The following is a 22,192-nucleotide window of genomic DNA, read 5'->3' as shown; positions in this document are numbered from 1 at the left end:
GCTTGGCGCATTTTCGGCCCATTGGCACAAGCAGGGACTTTCCACATGACCGCCCCCGCCCTTTCCGACACGCCCCCGACCTCCAAATCCTGGTGGAAGAAGAACCAGCAACGGCTTGCGCCCTGGCTGTTCCTTGCCCCCGGCATCTTCATGTTCGCGGTCTACGTGATCATCCCGATCTTTCAGTCGATTTCCCTGTCCTTCTATGCCTGGGACGGGCTGGGCACCAAGGAATGGGTCGGCGCGGCCAACTACGTCGAACTGATGGACGACGACGCCTTTTACACCTCGCTCAAGAACAACGTGCTGTGGCTGGTGCTTTATATGCTGGCGATCCCGGCGGGGCTGTTCGTGGCGCTGTTCCTGAACCAGACCGTACGCGGCATCCGCATCTACAAGTCGCTGTTCTTCTTTCCCTTCGTGATCTCTCAGGTCGTCGTCGGCCTGGTCTTTGCCTGGTTCTATGACCCGACCAACGGGCTGATGAACATCATTCTGGGCTGGTTCGGCGCGGGCCCCATCGCGGTGCTGGCCGACGAGGATTACGTGACCTACGGCATCATCGCCGCAGGCCTGTGGCCGCAGACCGCCTATTGCATGATCCTGTACCTGACCGGCCTGAACGCCGTCGACCCCGAACAGATCGAGGCCGCCCGGCTGGACAACGCAAAGGGCGCAAAACTGCTGTGGTACGTCATCCTGCCCCAGCTTCGCCCTGCCACCTTCATTGCCGTGGTCGTCACCGTGATCGGCGCGCTGCGCAGCTTTGACCTGATTTCCATCATGACTGACGGCGGCCCCTGGGGCAGCTCGCGCGTGCTGGCCTTTTACATGTATGAACAGGCGTTTTCCGAATACGGGTTCCGCATGGGGTATGGCGCCGCCATCGCCGTGGTGCTGTTCCTGATCATGATGATCTACATCACCGGCTTCCTGTGGAAGATGTACCGCGACGAGACAGGGAGATAAGCCCATGTTCCCCAAACCCATCGAACAAACCTCGACCACCGCGCAATGGCTGTACAAGATCGCCCTGCCCATCGCGCTGGTGATCTGGCTGCTGCCCCTGATCGCCGTGGCGATGACCTCGGTCCGCTCGGCGGGGGACATCACGGCAGGCAACTACTGGGGCTGGCCGACCAGCTTCAACTTCTGGGCCAACTATTCGGGCATCTTCGAGGCAACGCCCATCGGCCAATACATCCTGAACAGTTTCAAGGTCACGATCCCCACGGTGATCGGCGCGGTGGCGATTTCCTGCATGACCGGCTTTGCGCTGGCGGTCTACAAGTTCAAGGGCAACCTGCTGATCTTCTTCATGTTCGTGGCGGGCAACTTCGTGCCCTTCCAGATCCTGATGGTACCCGTGCGCGACCTGACGCTGGACCTTGGCATGTACAACACCTGGTACGGGCTGGCGCTGTTCCACATCGCCTTTCAGGCGGGGTTCTGCACCCTTTTCATGCGCAACTTCATCCGCGCCATGCCGTTCGAGCTGATCGAGGCCGCCCGGGTCGAAGGCGTCAGCGAAATCCGCATCTTCTGGTTCGTGGTGCTGCCCCTGATGAAACCCGCCATCGCAGCGCTGTCCGTGCTGATCTTCACCTTTATCTGGAACGATTATTTCTGGGCGACCGTCCTGACACAGGGCGCGGAAAACCAGCCGATCACCGCCGGGCTCTATTCGCTTAACGGCCAGTGGGTCGCGGCATGGCATCTCGTCTCCGCAGGCTCCATCGTCGCCGCATTGCCGCCCGTCCTGATGTTCTTCCTCATGCAGCGCCATTTCATCGCGGGCCTCACCCTCGGAGCTGTAAAGTGACCACCTACCGCATCGACACGACCGGCCAGACCCTTGTTTTCGCCGAGGACGGCGGCCTGCCCTGCTGCCTTTACTGGGGGCCGACGCTGCCGGAAAGCGAAGACCTGGGCGCCCTCGCACAGGCGGCGGGCAACGACATCACCGGCGGCATGCTCGACGCCCTGCCGCCCCTGTCGATCCTGCCCGAAGCCTCGCGCAGCTTTCCCGGCCAGCCCGGGCTGATCGCCTATCGCGACGGCCTGCCGCTTTACCCCGGGTTCAAAGCCGCGGGCGAGCGCCGCTATCGCTGCGACGCCACCGGCCTGACCCTGTTCCTTGAGATCAAAGCCGAAAACGGCGTCGTCACCCTTGCGCACCGTCTTGAAGCCGACACGCCCATCACCCTGCACCACCTTGCCGCCCCGGTCCTGCCCGGACCGCAATCCGGCGAGATCCTACATTTTTCCGGCCGCTGGATCGGCGAATTTCTACCGCAGCGCGCCCCGTGGCAACCCGGAATGCTCAAGCGCGAGGCCCGCACGGGCCGCTCTGGCCATGAACATCCGCCGCTGGCCTTCTTCCTTGAGGACAGCGCGACAAACACGGCGGGCACCGCCTTTGGCATGCACCTCGCCTATCCCGGCGGCCATGTGATGATCGCCGAGGAACTTCCCGATGGTCGCCGCCAGATCCAATGGGGCAAAGCCACGGGCACGCAGACGACGGGCACAGAGTTCCACTCTGCCGACCTCCTGCTGACCCTCTCCGACAAAGGCCTGAACGGCTGCGCCACCGCCTTCCAGCGCCATATCCGCGACGCGGTCGTGACTTGGCCAGACCCGGACCGCCCCCGCCCCGTGCATTACAACTGCTGGGAGGCGGTCTATTTCGACCATGACCTGCCCACGCTGAAGGACATCGCCACCCGCGCCGCCGCCCTTGGGGCGGAGCGGTTCGTGCTGGACGATGGCTGGTTTGGCAGGCGCGATGACGACACGTCGTCCCTTGGCGATTGGCAGATCGATCCGCGCAAATGGCCCGACGGGCTGACCCCGCTGATCGAGCATGTGCAAAGCGAAGGCATGACATTCGGCCTCTGGGTCGAGCCGGAAATGGTCAACCTGAACAGCGATCTTGCCCGCGCGCATCCCGATTGGATTCTCGGCCCCAAGGACCAGATCGAAGGCCGCCAGCAGCGCGTCCTTGACCTTTCCCTGCCCGAAGTCCGCGAATACCTTTTCGACGCCCTCGACGCGATCCTGTCATCGCATGACATCGACTATCTCAAATGGGATCACAACCGCCTGCTGCCGATCCCGGATGCGGCGCAAGCGGATGGCATCCTTGACCTTCTCTGGCGCCTGCGCGCCGCCCACCCGCAAACGGAAATCGAATCCTGCGCCTCTGGCGGCGGGCGCATCGACGCGGGCATCCTGCGCCACACGCACCGCGTCTGGCTGTCCGACAGCAACGATGCCATCGAACGCCTGTGCATCCAGCATGACGCCGCACTTCTGCTGCCCGCCGCGGTCACCGGCTCTCATGTCGGGCCGCGCCAGTGCCACACCTCGGGGCGGATCATCCCGATGGCATTCCGCGCCTGGGTCGCGGCGCAGCGGCACATGGGCTTTGAGATGGACCCGCGCGAGCTGACCGAGGACGAAGCGGAAACCCTGAAACAGGTCACGACCTGGTGGAAGGAGAACCGCCATTGGACCATGTCCGCCGATATCCTGCGGCTCGACAGCTTTGACCCCGCCGTCACCGCCGAAATGCAGCTGGCGCAGGACAAATCCCGTTTTGTCCTGTTCGCCGGGCAGTCGCAGACCTCGGCCCAGATCCTGCCCCGGCCGCTGCGCCTGACCGGGCTGGACCCGCAGGCGACATACCGCGTCAGCCTTTTGAACAAGGACGAGGCACACCGCCTTTCCCGTGGCGCCCCCGCGCTGAAATCGGCGCCCCTGACCCTGAGCGGCGCCGCCCTGATGACCCTTGGCCTGACCTTGCCATGGCGCTTTGCGCAAACCATGTGGGTTCTCGAAGGTCACCGCCTGGAAGGAGACAGACGTGAGCCGTAACATCATCGCAATCCTGCGCGGGCTGACCCCGCCCGAGGCCGCGGACATCGGCCAGGCCCTAATCGACGCCGGGATCACCTCGATCGAGGTGCCGCTGAATTCGCCCGACCCGCTGCGGTCAATCGAAACGCTGGCCAACCTGTATGGCGATCACGCGACCATCGGCGCAGGCACCGTCCTGACGCCCGAAGACGTGACCAACCTGCATGCGGCGGGCGGCACCCTGGTGGTTTCGCCCGATTGCAACCCGGCGGTCATCACCCGCAGCAAGGCGCTGGGAATGCTGTCCTTTCCCGGTGTCATGACCCCGACAGAATGCTTTGCGGCGCTGCGACACGGGGCTGACGGGCTCAAGTTCTTTCCCGGCTCGCTGATCGGCCCCGACGGGTTGAAGGCAATCAAGGCCGTGCTGCCCGCCGGCACCCGGACCTATGCGGTCGGCGGCGCCGGGCCGTCGAACTTTGCCGATTGGTTCGCGGTGGGCGTGACCGGTTTTGGCATCGGTTCGGCCCTGTACAAACCCGGCATGACGACACAGCAGGTCGCCCAAAGCGCCGCCCGGATCGTCGCCGCCTATGACGAGGCCCATCCGTGAAACGAACCCTTGGTTGCTGCTATTACCCCGAACACTGGCCCGAATCCCAATGGCCCGAGGACGCAAGGCGCATGGCCGAGGCCGGGCTGACCTGGGTCCGCATCGGTGAATTCGCCTGGTCGCGGCTGGAACCGGCCCCGGGCGACTACCGCTTTGACTGGCTTGACCGTGCGATCGAAACCCTGGGCGCGGCCGGGCTCAGGGTGGTTCTGGGCACCCCCACCGCCACGCCGCCGCGCTGGGTGGTGGACCGGCATCCGGACATGCTGGCGTTGGATGAACAGGGCCGCCCGCGCGGGTTCGGATCGCGGCGGCACTACTGTTTCAGCCACACAGGCTATCACCAGGAATGCGCCCGCATCGTCACGCAACTGGCGCAGCGCTATGGCGGCAACCCGCATGTGGCGGCCTGGCAGACCGACAATGAATACGGCTGCCATGACACCATTCTGAGTTATTCGGACGCCGCACGCAGGGGGTTCCGCACCTGGCTGCGCGCCCGATATGGCGGCGGCAATGCCGGGGACATCGGCGCGCTGAACGCCGCCTGGGGCAATGTGTTCTGGTCGATGGAATATGACGATTTCGACCAGATCGACCTGCCCAACCTGACGGTGACCGAACCCAACCCGGCGCATGTCCTGGACTTTCGCCGTTTTGCCTCCGAGCAGGTGGTCCGGTTCAACCGGCTTCAGGTGGATATTCTGCGCGCCCATACCACGGCGCCGATTGCCCACAACTACATGGGCAAGATCACCGATTTCGACCATTTCGCGGTTGGCGACGATCTCGAGATCGCGTCGTGGGACAGTTATCCGCTGGGTTTTCTCGAAGACAGGGTACAGGCCGATCCGGCCTATAAACGCGCCTTTGCCCAACAGGGCGATCCGGATTTCCAGGCCTTTCACCATGACCTCTACCGCGCCGTCGGCAGGGGGCGCTGGTGGATCATGGAACAGCAGCCCGGCCCGGTGAACTGGGCACCCTACAACCCCGCACCGCTGCCCGGCATGGTGCGGCTTTGGAGCTGGGAGGCCTTTGCCCACGGCGCCGAGGCGGTCTGCTATTTCCGTTGGCGCCAGGCGCCCTTTGCCCAGGAACAGATGCACGCCGGTCTGCTGCGTCCCGACAGCCAGGACGCTCCGGCCATCGTCGAGGCCCGGCAAGTGGCGCAGGAACTGGCAAAGGCCCCAGAGGTCGGCACCGCGCAGGCCCCGGTGGCACTGGTCTTTGACTATCAGGCCGACTGGATGTGGGCGATCCAGCCGCAGGGACGCGGGCTGGAGTATTTCGAGCTGGTGTTCCAGACCTACCGCGCGCTGCGCCGGTTGGGTCTGTCCGTCGACATCCTGCGCCCCGGCGCCAGCCCCGAAGGCTATAGCGCGGTCTTTGCCCCCGGCCTGATGCATCTGCCCGAGGCCAGCAAGGCCGCTTTGTGCAGCGGCAAGGCCGTCACGGTGCTGGGTCCGCGCACCGCGGCGCGCGGCGACAGCTTTGCCATACCGGTGCCTTTGCCCCCGGCGCTGCCCGGTCTGAATGTCACGGTGTCGCGGGTCGAAACCCTGCGCCCGGACATGCCGCGCGCGCTTGCGGGCGGCGGCCACGCGCAGCTTTACATCGAGGAACTCGAAGGCAGCGCCGAACCGGTGCTAAACACGCAAGCCGGCGACAGCATCATGGTGGCCAAGGATAACCTGGCCTATCTGGGCGCCTGGCTGGACGCGCAGGGCATGGACCGGGTGGTGCAATGGGCCTGCGACAAGGCCGGGCTGCAAACCCTGGCACTGCCCGAAGGCGTTCGCCGCCGCTTTGACGGCACGCATACCTATTGGTTCAACCATACACCCGAGCGCGCCGAGGTTGCAGGGCTGGTGTTGGAGCCGATCTCGGTCCTGCGGACCTGACACGGCAGGCCTGCCCGGTCGCTAGAGCGCCGATACTCCGGCAAAATAGGGGTGCGCCCACAACAGCGCCGCAAATCCGGCCACCCCCAGCCCCAGGCGCAGGCCAAGGCCTGCCCAGGACGCCGGCGCATGCAGCCGCGGCGCGTCCTGCACTGCCCTGTGCAGAGCCTGCCACCGATCAGGCCCCAGGTCGCGGCGTTTGCGCCGATCGACCAGCCAGCGCCCCGCGATGGCAAAGCCGCCCAGAACGCCAAACAGGATCACATGCGCCAGATCGCCGTTGGGCAGCAGGTGCAGGCCCGCCCAGAGCGCCAGCGCCAGCAGGATCGGATGCCGGGTCCAGCGCACCAGACCGGGGCTTTGCGGATCGAACCGGGCGTTGCGGGCTCCGCCAAAGGAAAACGGGTTGGGCCGCGCGATGGTCAGCGCCAGCAACAGGCAGACCGCCAGCATTCCCAGGTGCACCGCATGGCGCTGCCAGGGCCATTGCGGCCAAAGCTGGACATGCGGGGCCTGCCCGGCCGCGCCGATCAGCAGCGCCAACATGACCAGCGACAGCGCCGAATAGGCCAGCGCAAAGCCGCGCGTCCCGATCCGCGCAGCGATCCGGGCCTTGTTCGCGGGCCGCACCGGGATCGAATGCGTCACGAAGAACGCGGCAAAGACCGCCGCGAAGCCTAGTCAGCTCATCCCTGCGCACCCGGTTTCGGGCGCAGCAGCAAGGGGCCATAGCCCAGAACGAAACCGCCAAAGGCCAGCAGCCACAGGCCGCCCGCCACATGCGTCAGGGCCGGAACCTCGCTGGCGCCCAGCCGTGCCGCCGCCGCGCCGAACAATGCCAGGTAGACCGTCAGGGTCAGGCCCCCGGCATGCAGGGCCCGGCCCGTGTGGCCCAGCGTTGCCCGTGTCATGACCGCCAGTGTCATCGCGCCTACCGCCCCCGTCATCCACAAATGCTGCGCCCCGGCCAGCCAGGCGGCGCCGGTCAGGATGCCCAGGCCCATGGCCATGGCCCCCAGCGGTATGAAAGCATAAGACAGGTGCAACACCCAGACCAAAGGCTCGGCCCCGGTGCGCAGGCCTTGCCAGCGCGACAGCCGCACCAGATGCAGCGCCCCCAGCACGACCAGCGCCGCGGCCGTGACGCGGGCCTCCGGCAATGCGGTCCACAACAGCAGCGCCGCGACCGAAAGGACCAGCACGACCTTGTCAAAGCTCTGCATCGGCGGGACCGGCCGGTGCGCGCTGTCTTGCCGCGCAAGCCAGTTGCGGGTGAACGAAGGGATGATGCGGCCTCCGATCACGGCTATCATCATGATCGCGGTGGCCACCCCCAACCGCAGGCCCAGCCCCTGGGCAGCATGGCCTGAGCCGGCCGCCTCAAGGTGGAACAGGGCGTTGGCCAGGGCAAAGACCGCCAGCAGCGCAAGCACAATCAGGTTGTGCCAGTTCTTGCCGGCCACGATCTCTCGCAGGATCACCGCGCCCAGCACCAGCGGGAACCCAAGGTCAAGCATCGGCGCAACCCCGTCAGGCAGCAGCGCCGAAACCAGCACCGCGATCCGCCCGGCCCCCCACAGCGCGAAAAGCGCCGCCAGCGGCCAGCCGACGATCGGCAGGCGCCCGGTCCAGTTGGGCACCGCCGTCAAAAGAAATCCCGCCAGCACCGCGCCAAGATAGCCGAACAGGAATTCATGCGCGTGCCAGGACACCGGATCGAACCGCGTCGGCAAGGCAATCGCGCCGGTCAGCGCCGACAGCCAAAGCAGCATGGCCAGCACCACCCACAGCCCCCCGAACAGAAAGAACGGGCGAAACCCGTAGCTGAACAGCGCCGGGCCCTGCCAGGCGCGGATTTGTTGCATCGACGTTTGTGGCATCACGAGCTCCTGTCAGTCGTTGGCGCGCGGTTCGGCCTGGTCCATCAGGCGGCGGATATGGCGGGCGAAATACCAGGTTGCCGGGGCGCCGATCAGGCACCCCAGGACAATGGACCATGCTGTGTTCAGCACCGGCAACCCGACCCAGCTGAAGATCAGCGAGGCAAAGAAGACATTGACCGCCATGGCCCCTGCCCCGAACGGATACAGGGCCAGCGCGATGCGCGCGGTCGACCAGCCCTGCCCGTTCATCGCCGCGACACCAGCCGCTGCACCACCACCAGCGCGACGATCAGCGCAAGGCTGCCCAGGCCGAACCAGAATTCGGCGGTGGCCGATTGCGCCTGTGGGATCGGTCGGTCAAAGCCGGCGGCAAAGGCGGGTGCGGCAAGGCCGGCGAAAAGGATGGCAAGGACGCGCATGTCATGTCTCCTGCGTGAGGCTGCGATAGATGTCGGGCAAGGCCCGGGTCAGGCGTTCGGGATTGGGCAGCAGGCTAAATCCGCCGCGTCCAAAGATGCGGGCGAACCAGTCCTGCCCATCCTCGTCGATGATCACGCCGTGCAGGCTTTGCCCGGCGCGGCGGGCCTCGCGGACGGCCATGTGGCTGTCTTCGATGCCGTGCTGGCCTTCGTAGTGGTCCAGATCGTTCGGCTTGCCATCCGTCAGCACGATCAACAGCTTGCGGGCCGAGGGCTGGTCGGACAGGTGGGCGCTGACGTGGCGGATCGCGGCGCCCAGCCTTGTGTAGTGCCCCGGTTTCAGCGCGCCGATGTTGGCGGTGATGTCGGGGCCCATCGGGGTGTCGAAATCCTTGCAGCGGGTCACAAAGACCCGGTCCCGCCGCAACGAGGAAAAGCCCCAGATGCCCAGCCGGTCCCCGGCCGCGTCGATCCCGCAGGCCAGCGCGGCCATCGCCTCGCGCGCGACCTCGATGACCGAGGTATCGCCGATCGCCGCCTCGGTCGAGCGCGAGGTGTCGATCAGGAAGGCCACCGACAGATCGCGTTCGATCTGCCGCGCGCTTTGCCAGATGCGGTCCGATCCGCGCCCGGTGGCCAGCAGGTCGGCGCGCGCACACAGCAGCGCGTCAAGGTCCAGTTCGGTCCCGTCGACCTGGCGCGGTTGCACGATGCGGCGCGGGCGCAGGGCCTCGAACTGGCGGCGCACTTCGCGGATGCGGCGCGGGTCGGGCTGAAAGACATGCGCCGGATCGGGCAACGCCGGCGCTTCGAGCACGCGGCAGTGACCGTCCATGTAGCTGCGCGCCCGGTGGTTCCATTCGGGATAGGTGAATTCCCCGCCCAGCGCCTCGTGGTCGGCATCGGCGGGCGACAGATCCAGATGCAGGCGCAGGCGCGTGGCGGCCTTGCGGTCGTGTTTCGACAGGGTGATCTGATCCTGATCGTCGGCGGCCTTCTGGGCGTTTTCGTCGTCGTCATCGTCGACGCTGCGGTTGATGTTCATGGATTCGACCCAGGACAGGATCGATTCAAAGCGGTGGATGATAAAGCTGTCCTTGCGGCCATGCTGGTCCTGATCCTTGCGCGCGCCCAGCTTGCGGCTGGTCTGCGCGGCACTGGGCGGCGGCGCGGCGGGGGCGTTTTGGTCTTCGCTGGCGGTCATCCCTGCACCGGGGATGGCAAAGCGCAGCCAGATCGGCACCGGCGCAAAGGGCATGTGACCGCGCGGCGCGGTTTGCGATGCCAGCACCGGGGCCTGCCCGCACAGCTGGTCGCGCACGGCGCGTTCCATTGCTGCCTCGTGCGGGGGGCGGACAACTTCGGGGCGCCCCTGCGCGCAAAGCGCCGCCATGCGCTGGTAACTGCCGCGCAGCCCGGGACAGCGGGCATAGGCCGCATCGGAGGCTTTGGCGTTCAACCGGATCTGGGCGCAGTCGCGTGCCGGACCGTCCGGGGGCAGATCGGCCCCGGCAAGGTCGCTGACAGCGGCCAGCGCCGTCAGCCAGAAATAGGCGGCGCGGTTCAGGGCGCGATCCTCAAAGACGGCGATGACCGGGGGCAGCGCCAGCCGTTCACCATCATACCCCGCCACCCATTCGCGGTCGCGCTCGGCCCCCAGCTTGCGGCGCAGCGGGCGGCGGTGGCGGGCCAGCGTGGCGGGCGCTTCGCCCAGTTCGACCCCGGCCGCGCCGCCAAGGGCGCGGAACAGCAGTGCAAGGCTGGGCCGGACCGATGCAAGCGTCACGCCCGCCTCCGGGTATCCCGGGTCGGCGCCGATGCCGCTGGCCATGTCATGCCAGAGATTGCCAACGGTTTCTTCGGGTTCCATCAGGTCGCGCAGGTGCATGGCGTTTATCCGTAGATCGTGGCGATCAGGTCGCGCAGGGCGACGGCGACATCGGCTTCGTCGCTGAGCGGCTGGACAATCGCCGCCTCAAGCGCCTGATCGACGCCCATGCCCCCGGCCATCAGCGTCGCGGCATAGATCACCAGCCGGGTCGATACCCCTTCTTCCAGATCCATTCCGGACAGGCTGCGGATATGCCCCGCAAGCCGGACCAGCGGCGCAACGCGCCCCGGCTCCAGCCCGCTTTCCTGCGCCACCACGGCGATTTCGGTCATCGCGTCGGGGAAATCAAAGGCGATGGACAGGAACCGCTGCCGGGTCGACGGTTTCAGGCGTTTCAGCACGTTCTGGTAGCCAGGGTTGTACGATGCCACCAGCATGAAGCCCGCGGGCGCCACCAGCTCTTCTCCGGTGCGGTCGATCATCAGGGTGCGGCGGGTGTCGGTCAGCGGATGCAGGACAACCGTGACGTCCTTGCGCGCCTCGACCACCTCGTCGAGATAGCAGATGCCGCCCTCGCGCACCGCGCGGGTCAAGGGACCATCGACCCAGACGGTTTCGCCCCCCTTCAGCAGGTAGCGCCCGATCAGGTCGGCGGCGGACAGATCATCGTGGCAGGCCACCGTATACAGCGGCTTGCCCAGCCTTGCGGCCATGTGTTCGACAAAGCGCGTCTTGCCGCAGCCGGTCGGCCCCTTCAAAAGAAGGGGCAAACCGTTTTCATGGGCCGTCTCGAACAGTTCGCATTCGCGGGCGATGGGCTGATAGAACGGCAGTTTTGGTGTTGATTGCATGTTCATGGCTCACTCTCCGGGGACGGTTGCGCTGGATCCGGGGGCGATGATCTCGTCCTTGCGCACGACCAGCAGCGAATAGATGAACAGCAGCGCGCCGATCACCACGGCGGCCCCCGCGCCAAAGCGCATCAGGTAGAACACCGACAGGCTGTCCTGCACCTCCATGTAGTAGTCACCCACCACGCGCTGCATGTGGGTCTGGATGGTGCCGGCAAAGGTCAACACGAAGGTCATGAAGGCCATGCCGCCGGTCATGAGCCAGAAACTGGCCATGTTCAGCACCTGGTTGTAGGGCGCGCGCCCCCGCAGCATCGGCATCGCATAGGTAAAGATCGCCAGGTTCAGCGCCACGTAGGCGCCGTAAAAGGCCAGGTGGCCATGCGCGGCGGTGATCTGCGTGCCGTGGCTGTAAAAGTTGACCCCGTGCAGCGTGTGCAGGAAGCCCCAGACACCCGCCCCGAAAAAGGCGACGGTGCTGGACCCCAGCGACCACAGCAGCGCGGCCTTGTTGGGGTGGTTCTTGCGGCCCTTCCAGACCATGACAAAGGCAAAGGACATCATCAGGAAGAAGGGGATCACCTCGAAGGTCGAAAAGATCGACCCGACCCACTGCCAGTAGCCCGGCAGCCCGATCCAGTAGAAATGGTGCCCGGTGCCAAGGATGCCGCTGAACAGGGCGGTGGCGACGATGACATACAGCCATTTTTCCACCACCTCGCGGTCGACCCCGGTCAGTTTCAGCAGCAGGAAGGCCAAGATCGCTGCCATCACCAGTTCCCAGGTCGCCTCGACCCACAGGTGCACGACGAACCACCAGTACATTTTATCAAGCGACAGGTTTTCGGGGTTGATGAAAGCAAAGATCCACAGCAGCGACAGCAGCCAAAGCCCCATCAGCAGCACATTGGTGATGGCCGTCTTCTTGCCCGCCAGAACGGTCATCGACACGTTGAAAAGAAAGATCAGCGCCGCGACAAGGATGCCGAACTTGACCCAAAGCGGCTGTTCCAGGAACTCGCGCCCGCCGTGGATGCCCACAAGGTAGGACCCCACCGCGCCCAGCGTGCCGACCATCAGCAGCGCCAGCTGGATATAGGCCAGCTTGACCGAGTAGATCTCGCGCTCGGATTCCTCGGGGATCAGGAAATAGGCCGCGCCGAAAAAGCCCAGAAGCAACCAGACGATCAGCGCGTTGGTGTGGATCATCCGGATGATGTTGAAGGGCAGCAGTTCGGACAGAAAGTTGGGCGAAACATAGATCCAGCCCGCCAACAGCCCGCCCAGCACCTGGATGCCAAACAGCGCCATTGCGCAGACGAAATAGGCCAGCGCCACCTTTTGAGATTGATATTTCATGGTTTTTCTCCTTGGCCCGCGCCGTTATCCGGCATCGTTGGGCGGCCAGCCCTGGGTGTCGGTCTGATCGGCCCAGCGGAGGAATTCCGCGAGCCCGCGCATCTCTTCTTCGGTCATTTCAAAGTGCGGCATCTGCCGGCGGCCCTCGATCCCCGAGGGCTGGCTGTTCATCCAGCCGTCCAGTGTTTCATAGGCGCCCTGCGGGTCATCGGCGACGCCCCAGCGGGTCATCACGTTGCCGACCTCGGGCGCGAAATAGGCGCCTTCGCCATGCAGGCTGTGACAGTTGATGCAGGAATGTCGTTCCCAGACGCGTTTTCCCAGCGCGACCTCTTCGGTCAACGGCATGCCGGCGGTCGAGGTGTTGACGACATACCGGTGGCTTTGGGCGCTGAGCACGGCGAAGACGACGACGAAAAAGACCGAGCCTCCGTAAAAGATGTTCCGCGCCCGCGATTTGGTGAGGATTTCAGCCATTCTGCGGCCTCCTTGAGGGTGGGGTGGCCCAGACCTAGCCCGCCTGCCCGCCTTCAAGTTTGTGACAGAACAACGTTTGACGCGGTTCCATCCCCATTATCAGCCCGGAAAGGAGCCACGATGAACCGCCCCTGCATTGACGATCCCGGGCTTTCACTGTCGCAGGTGATGGCGTCTTGGCCGCAGACCGTCGCGGTCTTTGTCCGGCACAGGATGCTGTGCGTGGGCTGCATGGTGACGCCGTTTCACACCATCACCGATGCCTGCCTGGAATATGACCTGGACGAAGACAGCTTTCGTGACAGCCTGCGGCAGGCCATCGCCGCGGCGCCCGATCAGGGCTGCGCCAGCACCACCAGCGCATGAGGGTCGCGGACCTTGATCCGTTTGCGCCGGCTTTCCACCAGCCCCAGCTTTTCCCAGGCGCTGAGCAGGCGGCTGACCGTGTGCAGCGTGGTCGCCGTCAATTCCGACAGGTCCTGACGGGTGATGGGAAAGTCGATCTCGATCCCGTCCTCGACCTTGCGCCCGGTCTGGTTGACCAGCCGCAACAGGGCATTGGCGACGCGCTGTTCGACCTGCTGCGTGGCCATTTCCACCACACGGGTGTTCATTTCGCCAACGCGCTGGCCCACGGTCTTGTAGGTTTCGGTGGCAAAGCCATCGTAGGTCGCAACGAAATCATCCCACAACCGGGTCGGCCAGCTTAGCGCCAGCGCCTCGGTCGCGGTCATGGCGGTGGCCGGATAGGTTTCGCGCCCGATGGCCTTTGCGATGCCCAGCAATTGCCCCGCCGGGATATGCAGCGCGGTCACCTGTTCACCGGTGGCAGTGATCCGCACCACGCGCACATAGCCATCCAGAAGCATGTAAAACCGGTCGGCGGGCGCGCCTTCTTCAAAGATATGCGCCCCGGCGTCATAGCGGCGGACGCTGGCCTGATCCAGAACCGTACGGATTTGCCGCCGCTCCAGCCGGGAAAACGGCGGAAGATGCGTCAGCAGGCTTTCATCAAGCCGCGGCAGAGTCGGTTTTGGCGCGTCCATTCCCATGGGGTTTTCCTGACACATCTGCCATCGCCGCGCCAGAAGCCATGTCGCGTCAGGCACGTCAGGTCAAACGCCGACGCGCGTTTCGCAGGCCGGTTTACTTGCGCTCCGGGCCCGCCTCTGGCGGGTCGTCATAGACAGACCAGCCAAATGCCCCCTGGCTTTCGGGCAGTTCCTTTTCGCTCAGGTTGCGCGCCATATAGGCCTTGGCGATGAAATTGGCGGTGATCGGCGCCGACAGGAACAGGAACAGCGTGATCAAAAGCTCGTGCACCGAAACGTGCCCGGTCTTGGCGTAGAAAAAGATCATCGACGCGATCAGCACGCCGCCCACCCCAAGGGTCGTGGCCTTGGTCGGGGCATGCAGCCGTTGCAGCGAATGTTTCAGTTTGACCAACCCGTAAGAGCCGACAAAGCCAAAGATGCCGCTGACGACAAGCGCGATCGAGATGAGGAGTTCCGCAACAAAGCTCATGTTTCCAGCCCTATTCGATGATGTCGCCGCGCAGAAGAAAGCGGCAGTAGGCAACCGTCGAGACGAACCCGACCATGGCGATCAGCATCGCGGCCTCGAAATACATCGCGGTACCGCGCCAGATCCCGTGCAGCACCAGCAGGGCGATCACGTTGATCACCATGGTGTCCAGCGCCAGGATGCGGTCGGCCGCGTCGGGGCCGACGGCGATGCGCCAAAGGTTCAGCAAAAGCGCGACGCCATAGCAGCCGACCGTGAAATAAAGGGCGTATTCGATCATGGGAAGATCTCCAGAAGGCGGCGTTCATAGCGGGCCTTGATCTCGTCGCGCACGGCGTCCGGATCATCGGTGTGCAGGCAGTGCACAAGGATCGCGCTGCCATCGACCGCCAGCATCGCCGACACCGTTCCCGGCGTCATCGTGATGGTCCCGGCAAGGACGGTGATCGCCTCGGCCGAGGTCAGCTCCAGCGGCACCGGGATCCACTGCGAATGGATGTCCTTTTCGCGCTTGAACAGGATGATCATGGCCACCTGCACGTTCGCCACGACGATGTCCCACATCACCACCAGGATGTATTCCGCAACCTTCAGAGGGCGGGCGATGGCCGGGCGGTCCGGCCAATAGGCCGCCGTGAAGATCGGGATGATCAGGCCAAAGACCGCGCCCAGGATCAGGTTGCCCAGCGAAAAGGTGTTCACCAGGCCCAGCCAGACCAGGACCAGCGTCAGGCTAAGCAGCGGATGCGGGATAAGACGGGTCAGCATGGATCAGCGCTCCTCAACCGGGGCCAGAACGGCATCGACATATCCCTGGCGATCGAACAGCTGGGCCGAGGTGTCCTGCAGATAGGCAGACACGGGCCCGGCAAAGATCGCCAGCCCCCCCAGGATCGCAAGCGCCAGCATCACCGGCGCCACCTGTGCCACCGTTGCCGGGGCCGGCAGGTCCTGCGCGGCGTCAAGCTCGGCGGTTTCGTCCAGGACCGGACCGGCGGTCGCGGTGGATTTCCAGAACAGGACCGTCCCGGCGCGGGCGAACCCGACGATGGTCAAAAGCGAGCCGATCAGGATCGCGGACCAGGCCCAGCCCATCTGGCCGGGCTGCCGGATCGCATCCAGCACCAGCAGCTTGCCCAGGAACCCGCTAAGCGGCGGCATCCCGGCCATCGCAATGGCCGCGCCAAAGAACAGTGCCGCGAAAAGCCCGTTCTGCACCGTCGCGGGTTGCGGGCTCAGCGCGTCAGAGGATCGCCGCGTGACGACAAGATCGGCGATCAGGAACAGGCAGGCCGCGGCAAAGGTCGAATGGACCATGTAGTACAGCGCGGCCGAGGTCGCAGGGGCCGAAAACACCGCGACCGCCACCAGCAAGGTGCCCATGGACCCGATGACCGAATAGGCGATCAGCGGCATCAGGCGGCGTGCGCCCAGGACGCCAAAGGCGCCGATGGCTATGGTGACGATGGCCGCCGGAAACAGCCATGTCCCGGCCAGGTCCTCGGTTCCCGGGCTGCCGGGGCCGAATACCGTGGTATGGACCCGCAAGATCGCATAGGCGCCGACCTTGGTCATGATCGCGAACAGCGCCGCCACTGGCGCAGGCGCGTTGGCATAGGACGCGGGCAGCCAGAAATGCACCGGGAACAGCGCCGCCTTTACCGCAAAGACGATCATCAGCAGGATCACCGCGACACGCACCAGCGACGATTCCTCGGCCGGGATTTCAGGCAGGCGCGCCGCCAGGTCCGCGATGTTCAGCGTCCCGGTCGAGGTATAAAGCGTGCCCAGCGCAAACAGGAACAGCGTCGATCCCGCCAAGTTCATCACCACGTATTGCAGGCCTGCGCGGATCCGCTCCTTGCCACCGGAATGGATCATCAGACCATAAGAGGCGATCAGCAGGATTTCGAAGAACACGAACAGGTTGAAGATGTCGCCGGTCAGGAAGGCGCCGCAGATCCCCATCAGCTGGAACTGGAACAGCGCATGGAAGTGCCGCCCGCGCGCATCCCAGCCCGTGGCGATGGCATGGACCAGGACGATCAGCGCCAGCAATGCGGTCAACAGCACCATCAGCGCCGACAAACGGTCCAGCACAAGCACGATGCCAAAGGGCGCGGGCCAGTCGCCCAGACGGTAGACATGGGTCGACCCATCCGCCGCCATGACCGCAAGGCCCAGCGCAATCGCCAGCAGCAAACCGGTGCCGAACACCGACGCGATGCGCGCCAGCGTGATGTCGTGGCGCATGACAAAGCCGATGATCGGAGCCAGCAGCGCCGGCAGAACGACCGGTAGAATGATCCAGTGCATCATGCGGGCCTTTCATTTTCGGCTTGGGCGTCGTCATCGTCTTGGGCGATGTCGATCCGGTCACTGTCCGCCTCGAGATAGGCGCCAAGCCCGATCATCACCAGCACGGCCGTCATCCCGAAGGAAATGACGATCGCCGTCAGAACCAGGGCCTGCGGCAGCGGGTCGGTATAGCTTGCATCGCCGTATTTCGACAGGATGGGCGGCTGGTCGATGGCCAGCCCGCCGCTGGCGAACAGGAACACGTTCACCGCATAGGACAACAGCGCCAGGCCAAGGATGACAGGGAAGGTCCTGAGCCGCAAAAGCAGGTAGACCCCGCCCGCGGTCAAAACGCCGATGCTGCTTGCAACGATGATCTCCATCTCAGCGCTCCGCCTCTGCTTGTTCTTGGGCCCTTTCGCCCGGGTCATAGTCCATCGCTTCGACATTCACCGTCTCGCCGGCAAAGCGGGCGATGCGGCTGAGGCTGTAAAGCATCAACATGACCGCGCCCAGAACCGTCAGGAACACGCCAAGGTCGAACAGCATGGCCGTGGCCAGTTCGAATTTCTCGATCGGCGGCAGGGACACATAGGTATAGGCGCTGGTCAGGAACGGCCGGCCCGCCAGCCAGGACCCCACCCCGGTCAGGGCCGCAACCACGACGCCAAGACCGATCAGGGTGTGGTATTCGATCCGCTGGCGTTCCTGCGTCCAGGCAAAGCCCGATGCCATGTACTGCATCAGCAGCGCGATCGCGATCACCAGGCCCGCAACAAACCCGCCGCCCGGCTGGTTATGACCGCGCAGGAAGAAGTAGAGCCCCACCATGATGGCGATGGGCATCAGCACGCGGGTGACGACAACCATCATCAGCGGGTGACGGTCGCGCGACCGGTCCTGCGAATAATCCGTGTTCTTCAGACGCCGCCCCGCCGGACCTTCCAGCAAGGCATGCATCATCGCATAGATCACCAGGCCGGCGATCCCCAGAACGATGATCTCGCCAAAGGTATCGTACCCCCGGAAATCCACCAGGATGACGTTGACCACGTTGGTCCCGCCGCCGCCCTCATAGCTGTTGGCAAGGTGGTAGTCGGAAATTGTCTCGATATCGCGCATCATGAAGGCATAGGCCAGCGCGGCCACCCCGCCCCCGGCCCCCAGCGCAATGGCGCCGTCCCGCAGCTTCAGCCCCATGGGGCTTTCGTGCGGGGTGACCTTGGGCATGAAATGCAGCGCCAGCAGCAGCAGCATGATGGTGACCGTCTCGACCGAGATCTGCGTCAGCGCCAGGTCAGGCGCCGACAAAAAGGCAAAGCCGGCGGAAATCGACAGCCCGATGATCCCGATCAGGACCAGCGCGCGGAACCGGTGGTGATGCATGGTCACGACCGACAGGGTGGCAACGATCAACATGATCCAGCCCACCACCACGATCGGCGCCACAGGCAGCAACCCGCGGGTCGGGGCGGACAGCCCGCTGGAGGAATAGGCGATCCAGCCCGCACCCACCGAGGTCACCGTAAAGATGGCCAGGTAGCGGCTGATCGCGCCATTGTGGCTCAGCTCGGTGATGGCACGGGTCGCGGCGACGATGGCCGCGACCAGCCGGTCAAAGATGGCCTTGGCCTCGGGCCTTGGTGCGGCGTTCCACAGCCGCTCGAACAGGCGGTGCTGCGACAGCAGGATTGCCCCGCCGATCACCGCGACGATCGACATCCACAGCGCCGGTGTGACCCCGTGCCAGATTTTCAGATGCGGGTGCAGGTCAGCCCCGGTCACGGCATTGGCCGCCGCCGTCACCACGCCTTCGGCGAGGAAGGGCGCAACCCCGATGACCACCACCAGCACCGCAAGCAAGGCAGGCGCGGCCCACATGCCAAAGGGCGGATCATGCGGCTTGCTCGGGTAATCGTCGCGCACCGGACCAAGGAAGACATGAAAGATGAAGCGCAGCGAATAGGCCACCGACAGCAGCGCGCCGATGGTTGCCAGCACCGGCACCGCATAGGGGCTGTTGATCCAGTTGGTGTGCGACGCTTCCTCAAGCATCATTTCCTTGGACAGGAAACCGTTGAACAGCGGAATACCCGCCATCGACAAGGCCGCGACCGTGCCGATCAGGAAGGTGATCGGCATCAGGTGGCGAAGCCCGCCCAGCCGCTTGATGTCGCGGGTATGGGTTTCGTGATCCACGATCCCGGCGGTCATGAACAGCGCCGCCTTGAAGGTCAGGTGGTTGATGATGTGAAACACCGCCGCCACGGCAGCGGCCTGGGTGCCAAAGCCCAGAAGCATCGTCAAAAGTCCCAGGTGGCTGACCGTCGAAAAGGCCAGCAGCGCCTTGAGGTCATCCTTGAACAGCGCGATGCAGGCGCCCAGCACCATGGTCACCAGCCCGGTGGTCGCGACGATGTAGAACCAGGCGTCGGTGCCGGCCAGCGCCGGCCACATCCGCGCCATCAGGAACACCCCGGCCTTCACCATGGTCGCCGAATGCAGATAGGCCGAAACCGGTGTCGGCGCGGCCATGGCATGCGGCAGCCAGAAATGGAACGGGAACTGCGCCGACTTGGTGAAGGCCCCCAGCAGGATCAGGATCAGCGCCGGCAGATACCATTCGGACGCGCGGATCAGATCACCCGCCTGCAGGATGTCGGTCAGGTTGTAGCTGCCCACGATGTTGCCCAGGATCAGCATGCCGCCAATCATGGCAAGCCCGCCTGCCCCGGTCACCGCCAGCGCCATGCGCGCGCCCTGACGCCCCTCGGGCAGGTGTTTCCAATAGCCGATCAGCAGGAAGGAGGACAGCGAAGTCAGTTCCCAGAAAATCAACAAAAGCAGGATGTTGTCCGACAGGACAATGCCCAGCATCGCGCCCTGGAACAGCAGAAGATAAGTATAGAACTGCCCCATCGGATCGTCGCCCGACAGGTAAAACCGTGCGTAAAGCGTGATCAGCAGGCCAACGCCCAGGATCATCCCTGCGAACAGCAGGCCCAGCCCGTCCAGAAAGAACGAGGCAGACAGCCCAAGCTGCGGCAACCATGCGATTTCGGCCTGCACGATCTCGCCGCGCAGCACGCCCGGCGCCAGGACGACAAGCATCGTGAGCGCAAGAAAGGTCGGCACGGCCGTCGATATGGCACTGACCGTGCGCCCTGCCCGTATCATCAACCCCGGCAACAGCGCTCCGACAAAGGGCAGCACTGCGATCAATAGAAGGAGCGTTCCCTGGTGGCTCATGGTATGGCCTTGTCTTTTTTCGTTGTCCCACGCCTACGTAGCGGCAGAAGCAGGCCAGTTCAACCAAGCGCGTGTCACGCGCCGTTGAAAACATGCCCATGCGACACGGGAAAACCCGGCGAAGAACACCGCTAACGGCCTGCGCGGCGCGAAAATGCGGCGGCAGACGCAGGCCTGACCGCAAAAGTCCTGCCGGCCGTCCTTTGCGCCTGATCCTTGGATGACCTGCGCGCCTCTCGCCCTGCCGTGATGTTTCGACAGTCGGGCATCCTTCCACATTTCAAGGAATGCGCTTGAAGTCGCATACGAACAGCGCGGGGATTGGTCTCTGTTCCGCCTCTGTGAATGTTATTGAGCCCGAAAGAATTGTGGGGGTGTCCGCGTACCGTGTTGGACTATCGTTTCAACCGGATACCCATGCGTTCACCGAAGTTGGCCAGCCGCTTGCGCGATCATGTCCCGCGCATGGCGCGCCCTCGCCGACAAGCGGCGACCGCGGCGCATCACAAGCCACAGCTCGTGCCAACGGCGTTTGGGAAGCGGGAAGACAGAGAGGCTCGCCTTGTCGGCGAAAGCTTCCACACCGCTTCTGGGGAGAAGCGTGTAGCCGATCCCCTTGGCCACGGGGGCAGGAATCTGACCGATCTGGTTGACCGAACCGCGCAGGCTAAGCCGATCGGCACCGGGGTAGTCGTCCGGAAAATTCAGCCTCAGCAAGTCATCGGCATAGCCGTAGCCGTCGGGGTGCGCGATGAAGCCACGAGCCTCGAGATCGGCGAAAGCCATTGGCGTGTCGGCTGTGTCCGCCGGCAGGACAAGACACAGCTCTTCGCGTCCGATGTGTCTGGCCTCCAGCCGCACGTGGTTAGGGTCCGCCGCCAGCACGCCCAGGTCGAAACGACCTTCCAGCAGCCCTGCCAGGATCTCGGCCTGCGGCGCGGCCTGAAGATGAACACTCAGATCGGGCGCGGCGCGCATCCAGGGCAGCAGGATCGGATAAAGCAGCATCGCAAAGCTGCCCGAACATGCGATGTGAACCGGCCCCGCGTCCCGGTCGTCTGCCTCGATGGCGTCGCGCAGGCGTTTCTCCTCGGCGCGGCGCGACAGACCCAGCTCAAAAACCGCTTCGCCCGCCGGGGTCAGGGTGAAACTCTTGCCTTGCCGACTGACCAGCCCCTGCCCGACCTGCTGTTCGAGTTTCCTGAGATGCTGGCTCACACCCGGTTGGGTCATGTTCAGCCGCGCTGCGGCTTGGGTGAAATGCCCGGTTTCGCAAAGCGTGGTAAAGGTTTCGAGCCAGGTGGCGTTGAGCATTGGATGATAACACTGCATTTGGATTCATATGCATATTGATAATTTCACAAAACAGCATGCGCAATCCATATCGGCATCAAAGCAAAGCCATCGGAGATATGAGATGACCCAGACCCCCCGCACCTTTTCCCACATCGGGCTGTCCGTTCCGGACCTTGAAGCCGCTGTGAAATTCTACGCCGACGTGCTCGGATTCTACGTCGTGATGGCGCCGTCCGAGGCCGTCGAGGACGACAGCGCCATTGGCGTGATGTGCACGGATGTCTTTGGTCCGGGATGGGGGTCGCTTCGGATCGCGCACCTGTCAACCGCAGACGGTATCGGCATCGAGATCTTCGAGTTCCCCGGCAACTACGCGCCCGACGACAATCTTGAGCACAAGCGCCACGGCACCTTTCACTTTGCGGTGCAGGACCCGGATGTCGAAGGTCTGGCCCAACGCATCGTCGAAGCCGGCGGGCGGCAGCGGATGCCGGTGCGCGAATACTTCCCGGGGTCCAAGCCCTATCGGATGGTCTACGTCGAAGACCCCTTCGGCATCGTCTTCGAGCTTTACAGCCACAGCTACGAGCTGACCTATTCTGCTGGTGCCTACGAATGATGTCCCGC

At 64.5% G+C, this 22,192-nt stretch carries 22 protein-coding genes and 1 pseudogene; 7 read left to right on the top strand and 16 right to left on the bottom strand.

Going from position 1 to position 22,192, the window contains the following annotated elements; genetic code table 11:
• The first annotated feature begins 45 nt into the window (after positions 1-45).
• The 5 genes from QF118_RS08805 to QF118_RS08785 are packed head-to-tail and all read left to right on the top strand — an operon-like array spanning position 46 to position 6,378.
• Complete coding sequence (locus QF118_RS08805) at positions 46-969, top strand: carbohydrate ABC transporter permease (RefSeq protein WP_282302252.1); 924 nt, start codon at positions 46-48, stop codon at positions 967-969.
• Between the two features lie 4 nt (positions 970-973).
• Positions 974-1,822, top strand: coding sequence for a carbohydrate ABC transporter permease (locus QF118_RS08800; protein WP_282302251.1), 849 nt, complete (start codon positions 974-976; stop codon positions 1,820-1,822).
• The gene (locus QF118_RS08795) at positions 1,819-3,879 is read left to right on the top strand and encodes an alpha-galactosidase (protein ID WP_282302250.1); all 2,061 of its coding nucleotides are present in this window, start codon (positions 1,819-1,821) and stop codon (positions 3,877-3,879) included. The genes QF118_RS08800 and QF118_RS08795 overlap by 4 nt, the downstream gene beginning before the upstream one ends.
• Complete coding sequence (locus tag QF118_RS08790) at positions 3,869-4,474, top strand: 2-dehydro-3-deoxy-6-phosphogalactonate aldolase (protein WP_282302249.1); 606 nt, start codon at positions 3,869-3,871, stop codon at positions 4,472-4,474. The genes QF118_RS08795 and QF118_RS08790 overlap by 11 nt, the downstream gene beginning before the upstream one ends.
• Positions 4,471-6,378, top strand: a complete 1,908-nt coding sequence (locus tag QF118_RS08785; RefSeq protein ID WP_282302248.1) for a beta-galactosidase — start codon at positions 4,471-4,473, stop codon at positions 6,376-6,378. Before QF118_RS08790 ends, QF118_RS08785 begins: the two co-directional genes overlap by 4 nt.
• Before the next feature lie 21 nt (positions 6,379-6,399).
• Here the strand turns inward: QF118_RS08785 and QF118_RS08780 are convergent.
• From QF118_RS08780 to QF118_RS08745, 8 genes and pseudogenes are all read right to left on the bottom strand, one after another.
• Positions 6,400-7,041, bottom strand: a pseudogene (locus QF118_RS08780) (NnrU family protein); the annotation flags it as partial.
• A 23-nt stretch (positions 7,042-7,064) separates the two neighbouring features.
• The gene (locus QF118_RS08775) at positions 7,065-8,258 is read right to left on the bottom strand and encodes an NnrS family protein (RefSeq protein ID WP_282302247.1); all 1,194 of its coding nucleotides are present in this window, start codon (positions 8,256-8,258) and stop codon (positions 7,065-7,067) included.
• A 12-nt stretch (positions 8,259-8,270) separates the two neighbouring features.
• Positions 8,271-8,510 (bottom strand): NnrT protein, encoded by a 240-nt coding sequence (locus QF118_RS08770; protein ID WP_282302246.1) that lies wholly within the window; start codon positions 8,508-8,510, stop codon positions 8,271-8,273.
• Complete coding sequence (locus QF118_RS08765; RefSeq protein WP_282302245.1) at positions 8,507-8,680, bottom strand: protein NnrT; 174 nt, start codon at positions 8,678-8,680, stop codon at positions 8,507-8,509. Before QF118_RS08765 ends, QF118_RS08770 begins: the two co-directional genes overlap by 4 nt.
• A 1-nt stretch (position 8,681) precedes the next feature.
• Positions 8,682-10,568 (bottom strand): nitric oxide reductase activation protein NorD, encoded by a 1,887-nt coding sequence (locus tag QF118_RS08760; protein ID WP_282302244.1) that lies wholly within the window; start codon positions 10,566-10,568, stop codon positions 8,682-8,684.
• A gap of 5 nt (positions 10,569-10,573) precedes the next feature.
• Entirely contained in the window at positions 10,574-11,368 is a 795-nt protein-coding gene (locus QF118_RS08755; RefSeq protein ID WP_282302243.1) for a CbbQ/NirQ/NorQ/GpvN family protein, read from the bottom strand.
• 3 nt (positions 11,369-11,371) lie between these two features.
• Entirely contained in the window at positions 11,372-12,721 is a 1,350-nt protein-coding gene (locus tag QF118_RS08750; protein WP_282302242.1) for a cbb3-type cytochrome c oxidase subunit I, read from the bottom strand.
• A 24-nt stretch (positions 12,722-12,745) separates the two neighbouring features.
• A complete protein-coding gene (locus QF118_RS08745) occupies positions 12,746-13,198 on the bottom strand; it encodes a c-type cytochrome (protein ID WP_282302241.1) in 453 nt (150 codons plus the stop codon).
• Positions 13,199-13,318: 120 nt separating this feature from the next.
• Here QF118_RS08745 and QF118_RS08740 point away from each other — a divergent pair, with 120 nt between their 5' ends.
• Positions 13,319-13,564 carry a DUF1858 domain-containing protein gene (locus tag QF118_RS08740; protein ID WP_282302240.1) on the top strand — a complete coding sequence of 82 codons (246 nt, stop codon included), beginning with the start codon at positions 13,319-13,321 and terminating at the stop codon, positions 13,562-13,564.
• Here QF118_RS08740 and QF118_RS08735 read toward each other — a convergent pair.
• The 8 genes from QF118_RS08735 to QF118_RS08700 all read right to left on the bottom strand — a co-directional run bounded on the left by QF118_RS08735 (position 13,534) and on the right by QF118_RS08700 (position 21,583).
• Positions 13,534-14,244, bottom strand: coding sequence for a Crp/Fnr family transcriptional regulator (locus tag QF118_RS08735; RefSeq protein WP_282302239.1), 711 nt, complete (start codon positions 14,242-14,244; stop codon positions 13,534-13,536). The genes QF118_RS08740 and QF118_RS08735 overlap by 31 nt on opposite strands.
• 100 nt (positions 14,245-14,344) lie before the next feature.
• Entirely contained in the window at positions 14,345-14,722 is a 378-nt protein-coding gene (locus tag QF118_RS08730; RefSeq protein WP_282302238.1) for a Na+/H+ antiporter subunit G, read from the bottom strand.
• Positions 14,723-14,732: 10 nt separating this feature from the next.
• Complete coding sequence (locus QF118_RS08725; protein WP_282302237.1) at positions 14,733-15,002, bottom strand: K+/H+ antiporter subunit F; 270 nt, start codon at positions 15,000-15,002, stop codon at positions 14,733-14,735.
• Positions 14,999-15,490, bottom strand: a complete 492-nt coding sequence (locus tag QF118_RS08720) for a Na+/H+ antiporter subunit E (protein ID WP_282302236.1) — start codon at positions 15,488-15,490, stop codon at positions 14,999-15,001. Before QF118_RS08720 ends, QF118_RS08725 begins: the two co-directional genes overlap by 4 nt.
• Before the next feature lie 3 nt (positions 15,491-15,493).
• Complete coding sequence (locus QF118_RS08715; protein WP_282302235.1) at positions 15,494-17,041, bottom strand: monovalent cation/H+ antiporter subunit D; 1,548 nt, start codon at positions 17,039-17,041, stop codon at positions 15,494-15,496.
• The gene (locus QF118_RS08710) at positions 17,038-17,403 is read right to left on the bottom strand and encodes a Na+/H+ antiporter subunit C (protein ID WP_282302234.1); all 366 of its coding nucleotides are present in this window, start codon (positions 17,401-17,403) and stop codon (positions 17,038-17,040) included. The genes QF118_RS08715 and QF118_RS08710 overlap by 4 nt, the downstream gene beginning before the upstream one ends.
• Position 17,404: 1 nt before the next feature.
• Complete coding sequence (locus tag QF118_RS08705; protein ID WP_282302233.1) at positions 17,405-20,269, bottom strand: monovalent cation/H+ antiporter subunit A; 2,865 nt, start codon at positions 20,267-20,269, stop codon at positions 17,405-17,407.
• A gap of 423 nt (positions 20,270-20,692) precedes the next feature.
• Positions 20,693-21,583 (bottom strand): LysR family transcriptional regulator, encoded by an 891-nt coding sequence (locus tag QF118_RS08700; protein ID WP_282302232.1) that lies wholly within the window; start codon positions 21,581-21,583, stop codon positions 20,693-20,695.
• 103 nt (positions 21,584-21,686) lie between these two features.
• Here QF118_RS08700 and QF118_RS08695 point away from each other — a divergent pair, with 103 nt between their 5' ends.
• The gene (locus tag QF118_RS08695) at positions 21,687-22,184 is read left to right on the top strand and encodes a lactoylglutathione lyase family protein (RefSeq protein WP_282302231.1); all 498 of its coding nucleotides are present in this window, start codon (positions 21,687-21,689) and stop codon (positions 22,182-22,184) included.
• The last annotated feature ends 8 nt before the right edge of the window (positions 22,185-22,192 follow it).

It is taken from the genome of Tropicibacter oceani (assembly GCF_029958925.1).
GTDB lineage: Bacteria > Pseudomonadota > Alphaproteobacteria > Rhodobacterales > Rhodobacteraceae > Pacificoceanicola > Pacificoceanicola oceani.
Note: the sequence above shows the minus strand (reverse complement) of the source record. Positions and strands in the feature narration are given on the sequence as shown.

Bases quoted from the DNA above. Each gene is read 5' to 3' on its own strand.
- QF118_RS08735 (WP_282302239.1), bottom strand. From the start codon at position 14,244: ATGGACGCGCCAAAACCGACTCTGCCGCGGCTTGATGAAAGCCTGCTG.
- QF118_RS08730 (WP_282302238.1), bottom strand. From the start codon at position 14,722: ATGAGCTTTGTTGCGGAACTCCTCATCTCGATCGCGCTTGTCGTCAGC.
- QF118_RS08760 (WP_282302244.1), bottom strand. From the start codon at position 10,568: ATGCACCTGCGCGACCTGATGGAACCCGAAGAAACCGTTGGCAATCTC.
- QF118_RS08745 (WP_282302241.1), bottom strand. From the start codon at position 13,198: ATGGCTGAAATCCTCACCAAATCGCGGGCGCGGAACATCTTTTACGGA.
- QF118_RS08700 (WP_282302232.1), bottom strand. From the start codon at position 21,583: ATGCTCAACGCCACCTGGCTCGAAACCTTTACCACGCTTTGCGAAACC.
- QF118_RS08740 (WP_282302240.1), top strand. From the start codon at position 13,319: ATGAACCGCCCCTGCATTGACGATCCCGGGCTTTCACTGTCGCAGGTG.
- QF118_RS08695 (WP_282302231.1), top strand. From the start codon at position 21,687: ATGACCCAGACCCCCCGCACCTTTTCCCACATCGGGCTGTCCGTTCCG.
- QF118_RS08725 (WP_282302237.1), bottom strand. From the start codon at position 15,002: ATGATCGAATACGCCCTTTATTTCACGGTCGGCTGCTATGGCGTCGCG.
- QF118_RS08710 (WP_282302234.1), bottom strand. From the start codon at position 17,403: ATGGAGATCATCGTTGCAAGCAGCATCGGCGTTTTGACCGCGGGCGGG.
- QF118_RS08805 (WP_282302252.1), top strand. From the start codon at position 46: ATGACCGCCCCCGCCCTTTCCGACACGCCCCCGACCTCCAAATCCTGG.
- QF118_RS08750 (WP_282302242.1), bottom strand. From the start codon at position 12,721: ATGAAATATCAATCTCAAAAGGTGGCGCTGGCCTATTTCGTCTGCGCA.
- QF118_RS08720 (WP_282302236.1), bottom strand. From the start codon at position 15,490: ATGCTGACCCGTCTTATCCCGCATCCGCTGCTTAGCCTGACGCTGGTC.
- QF118_RS08755 (WP_282302243.1), bottom strand. From the start codon at position 11,368: ATGAACATGCAATCAACACCAAAACTGCCGTTCTATCAGCCCATCGCC.
- QF118_RS08775 (WP_282302247.1), bottom strand. From the start codon at position 8,258: ATGCCACAAACGTCGATGCAACAAATCCGCGCCTGGCAGGGCCCGGCG.
- QF118_RS08765 (WP_282302245.1), bottom strand. From the start codon at position 8,680: ATGCGCGTCCTTGCCATCCTTTTCGCCGGCCTTGCCGCACCCGCCTTT.
- QF118_RS08715 (WP_282302235.1), bottom strand. From the start codon at position 17,041: ATGATGCACTGGATCATTCTACCGGTCGTTCTGCCGGCGCTGCTGGCT.
- QF118_RS08800 (WP_282302251.1), top strand. From the start codon at position 974: ATGTTCCCCAAACCCATCGAACAAACCTCGACCACCGCGCAATGGCTG.
- QF118_RS08770 (WP_282302246.1), bottom strand. From the start codon at position 8,510: ATGAACGGGCAGGGCTGGTCGACCGCGCGCATCGCGCTGGCCCTGTAT.
- QF118_RS08705 (WP_282302233.1), bottom strand. From the start codon at position 20,269: ATGAGCCACCAGGGAACGCTCCTTCTATTGATCGCAGTGCTGCCCTTT.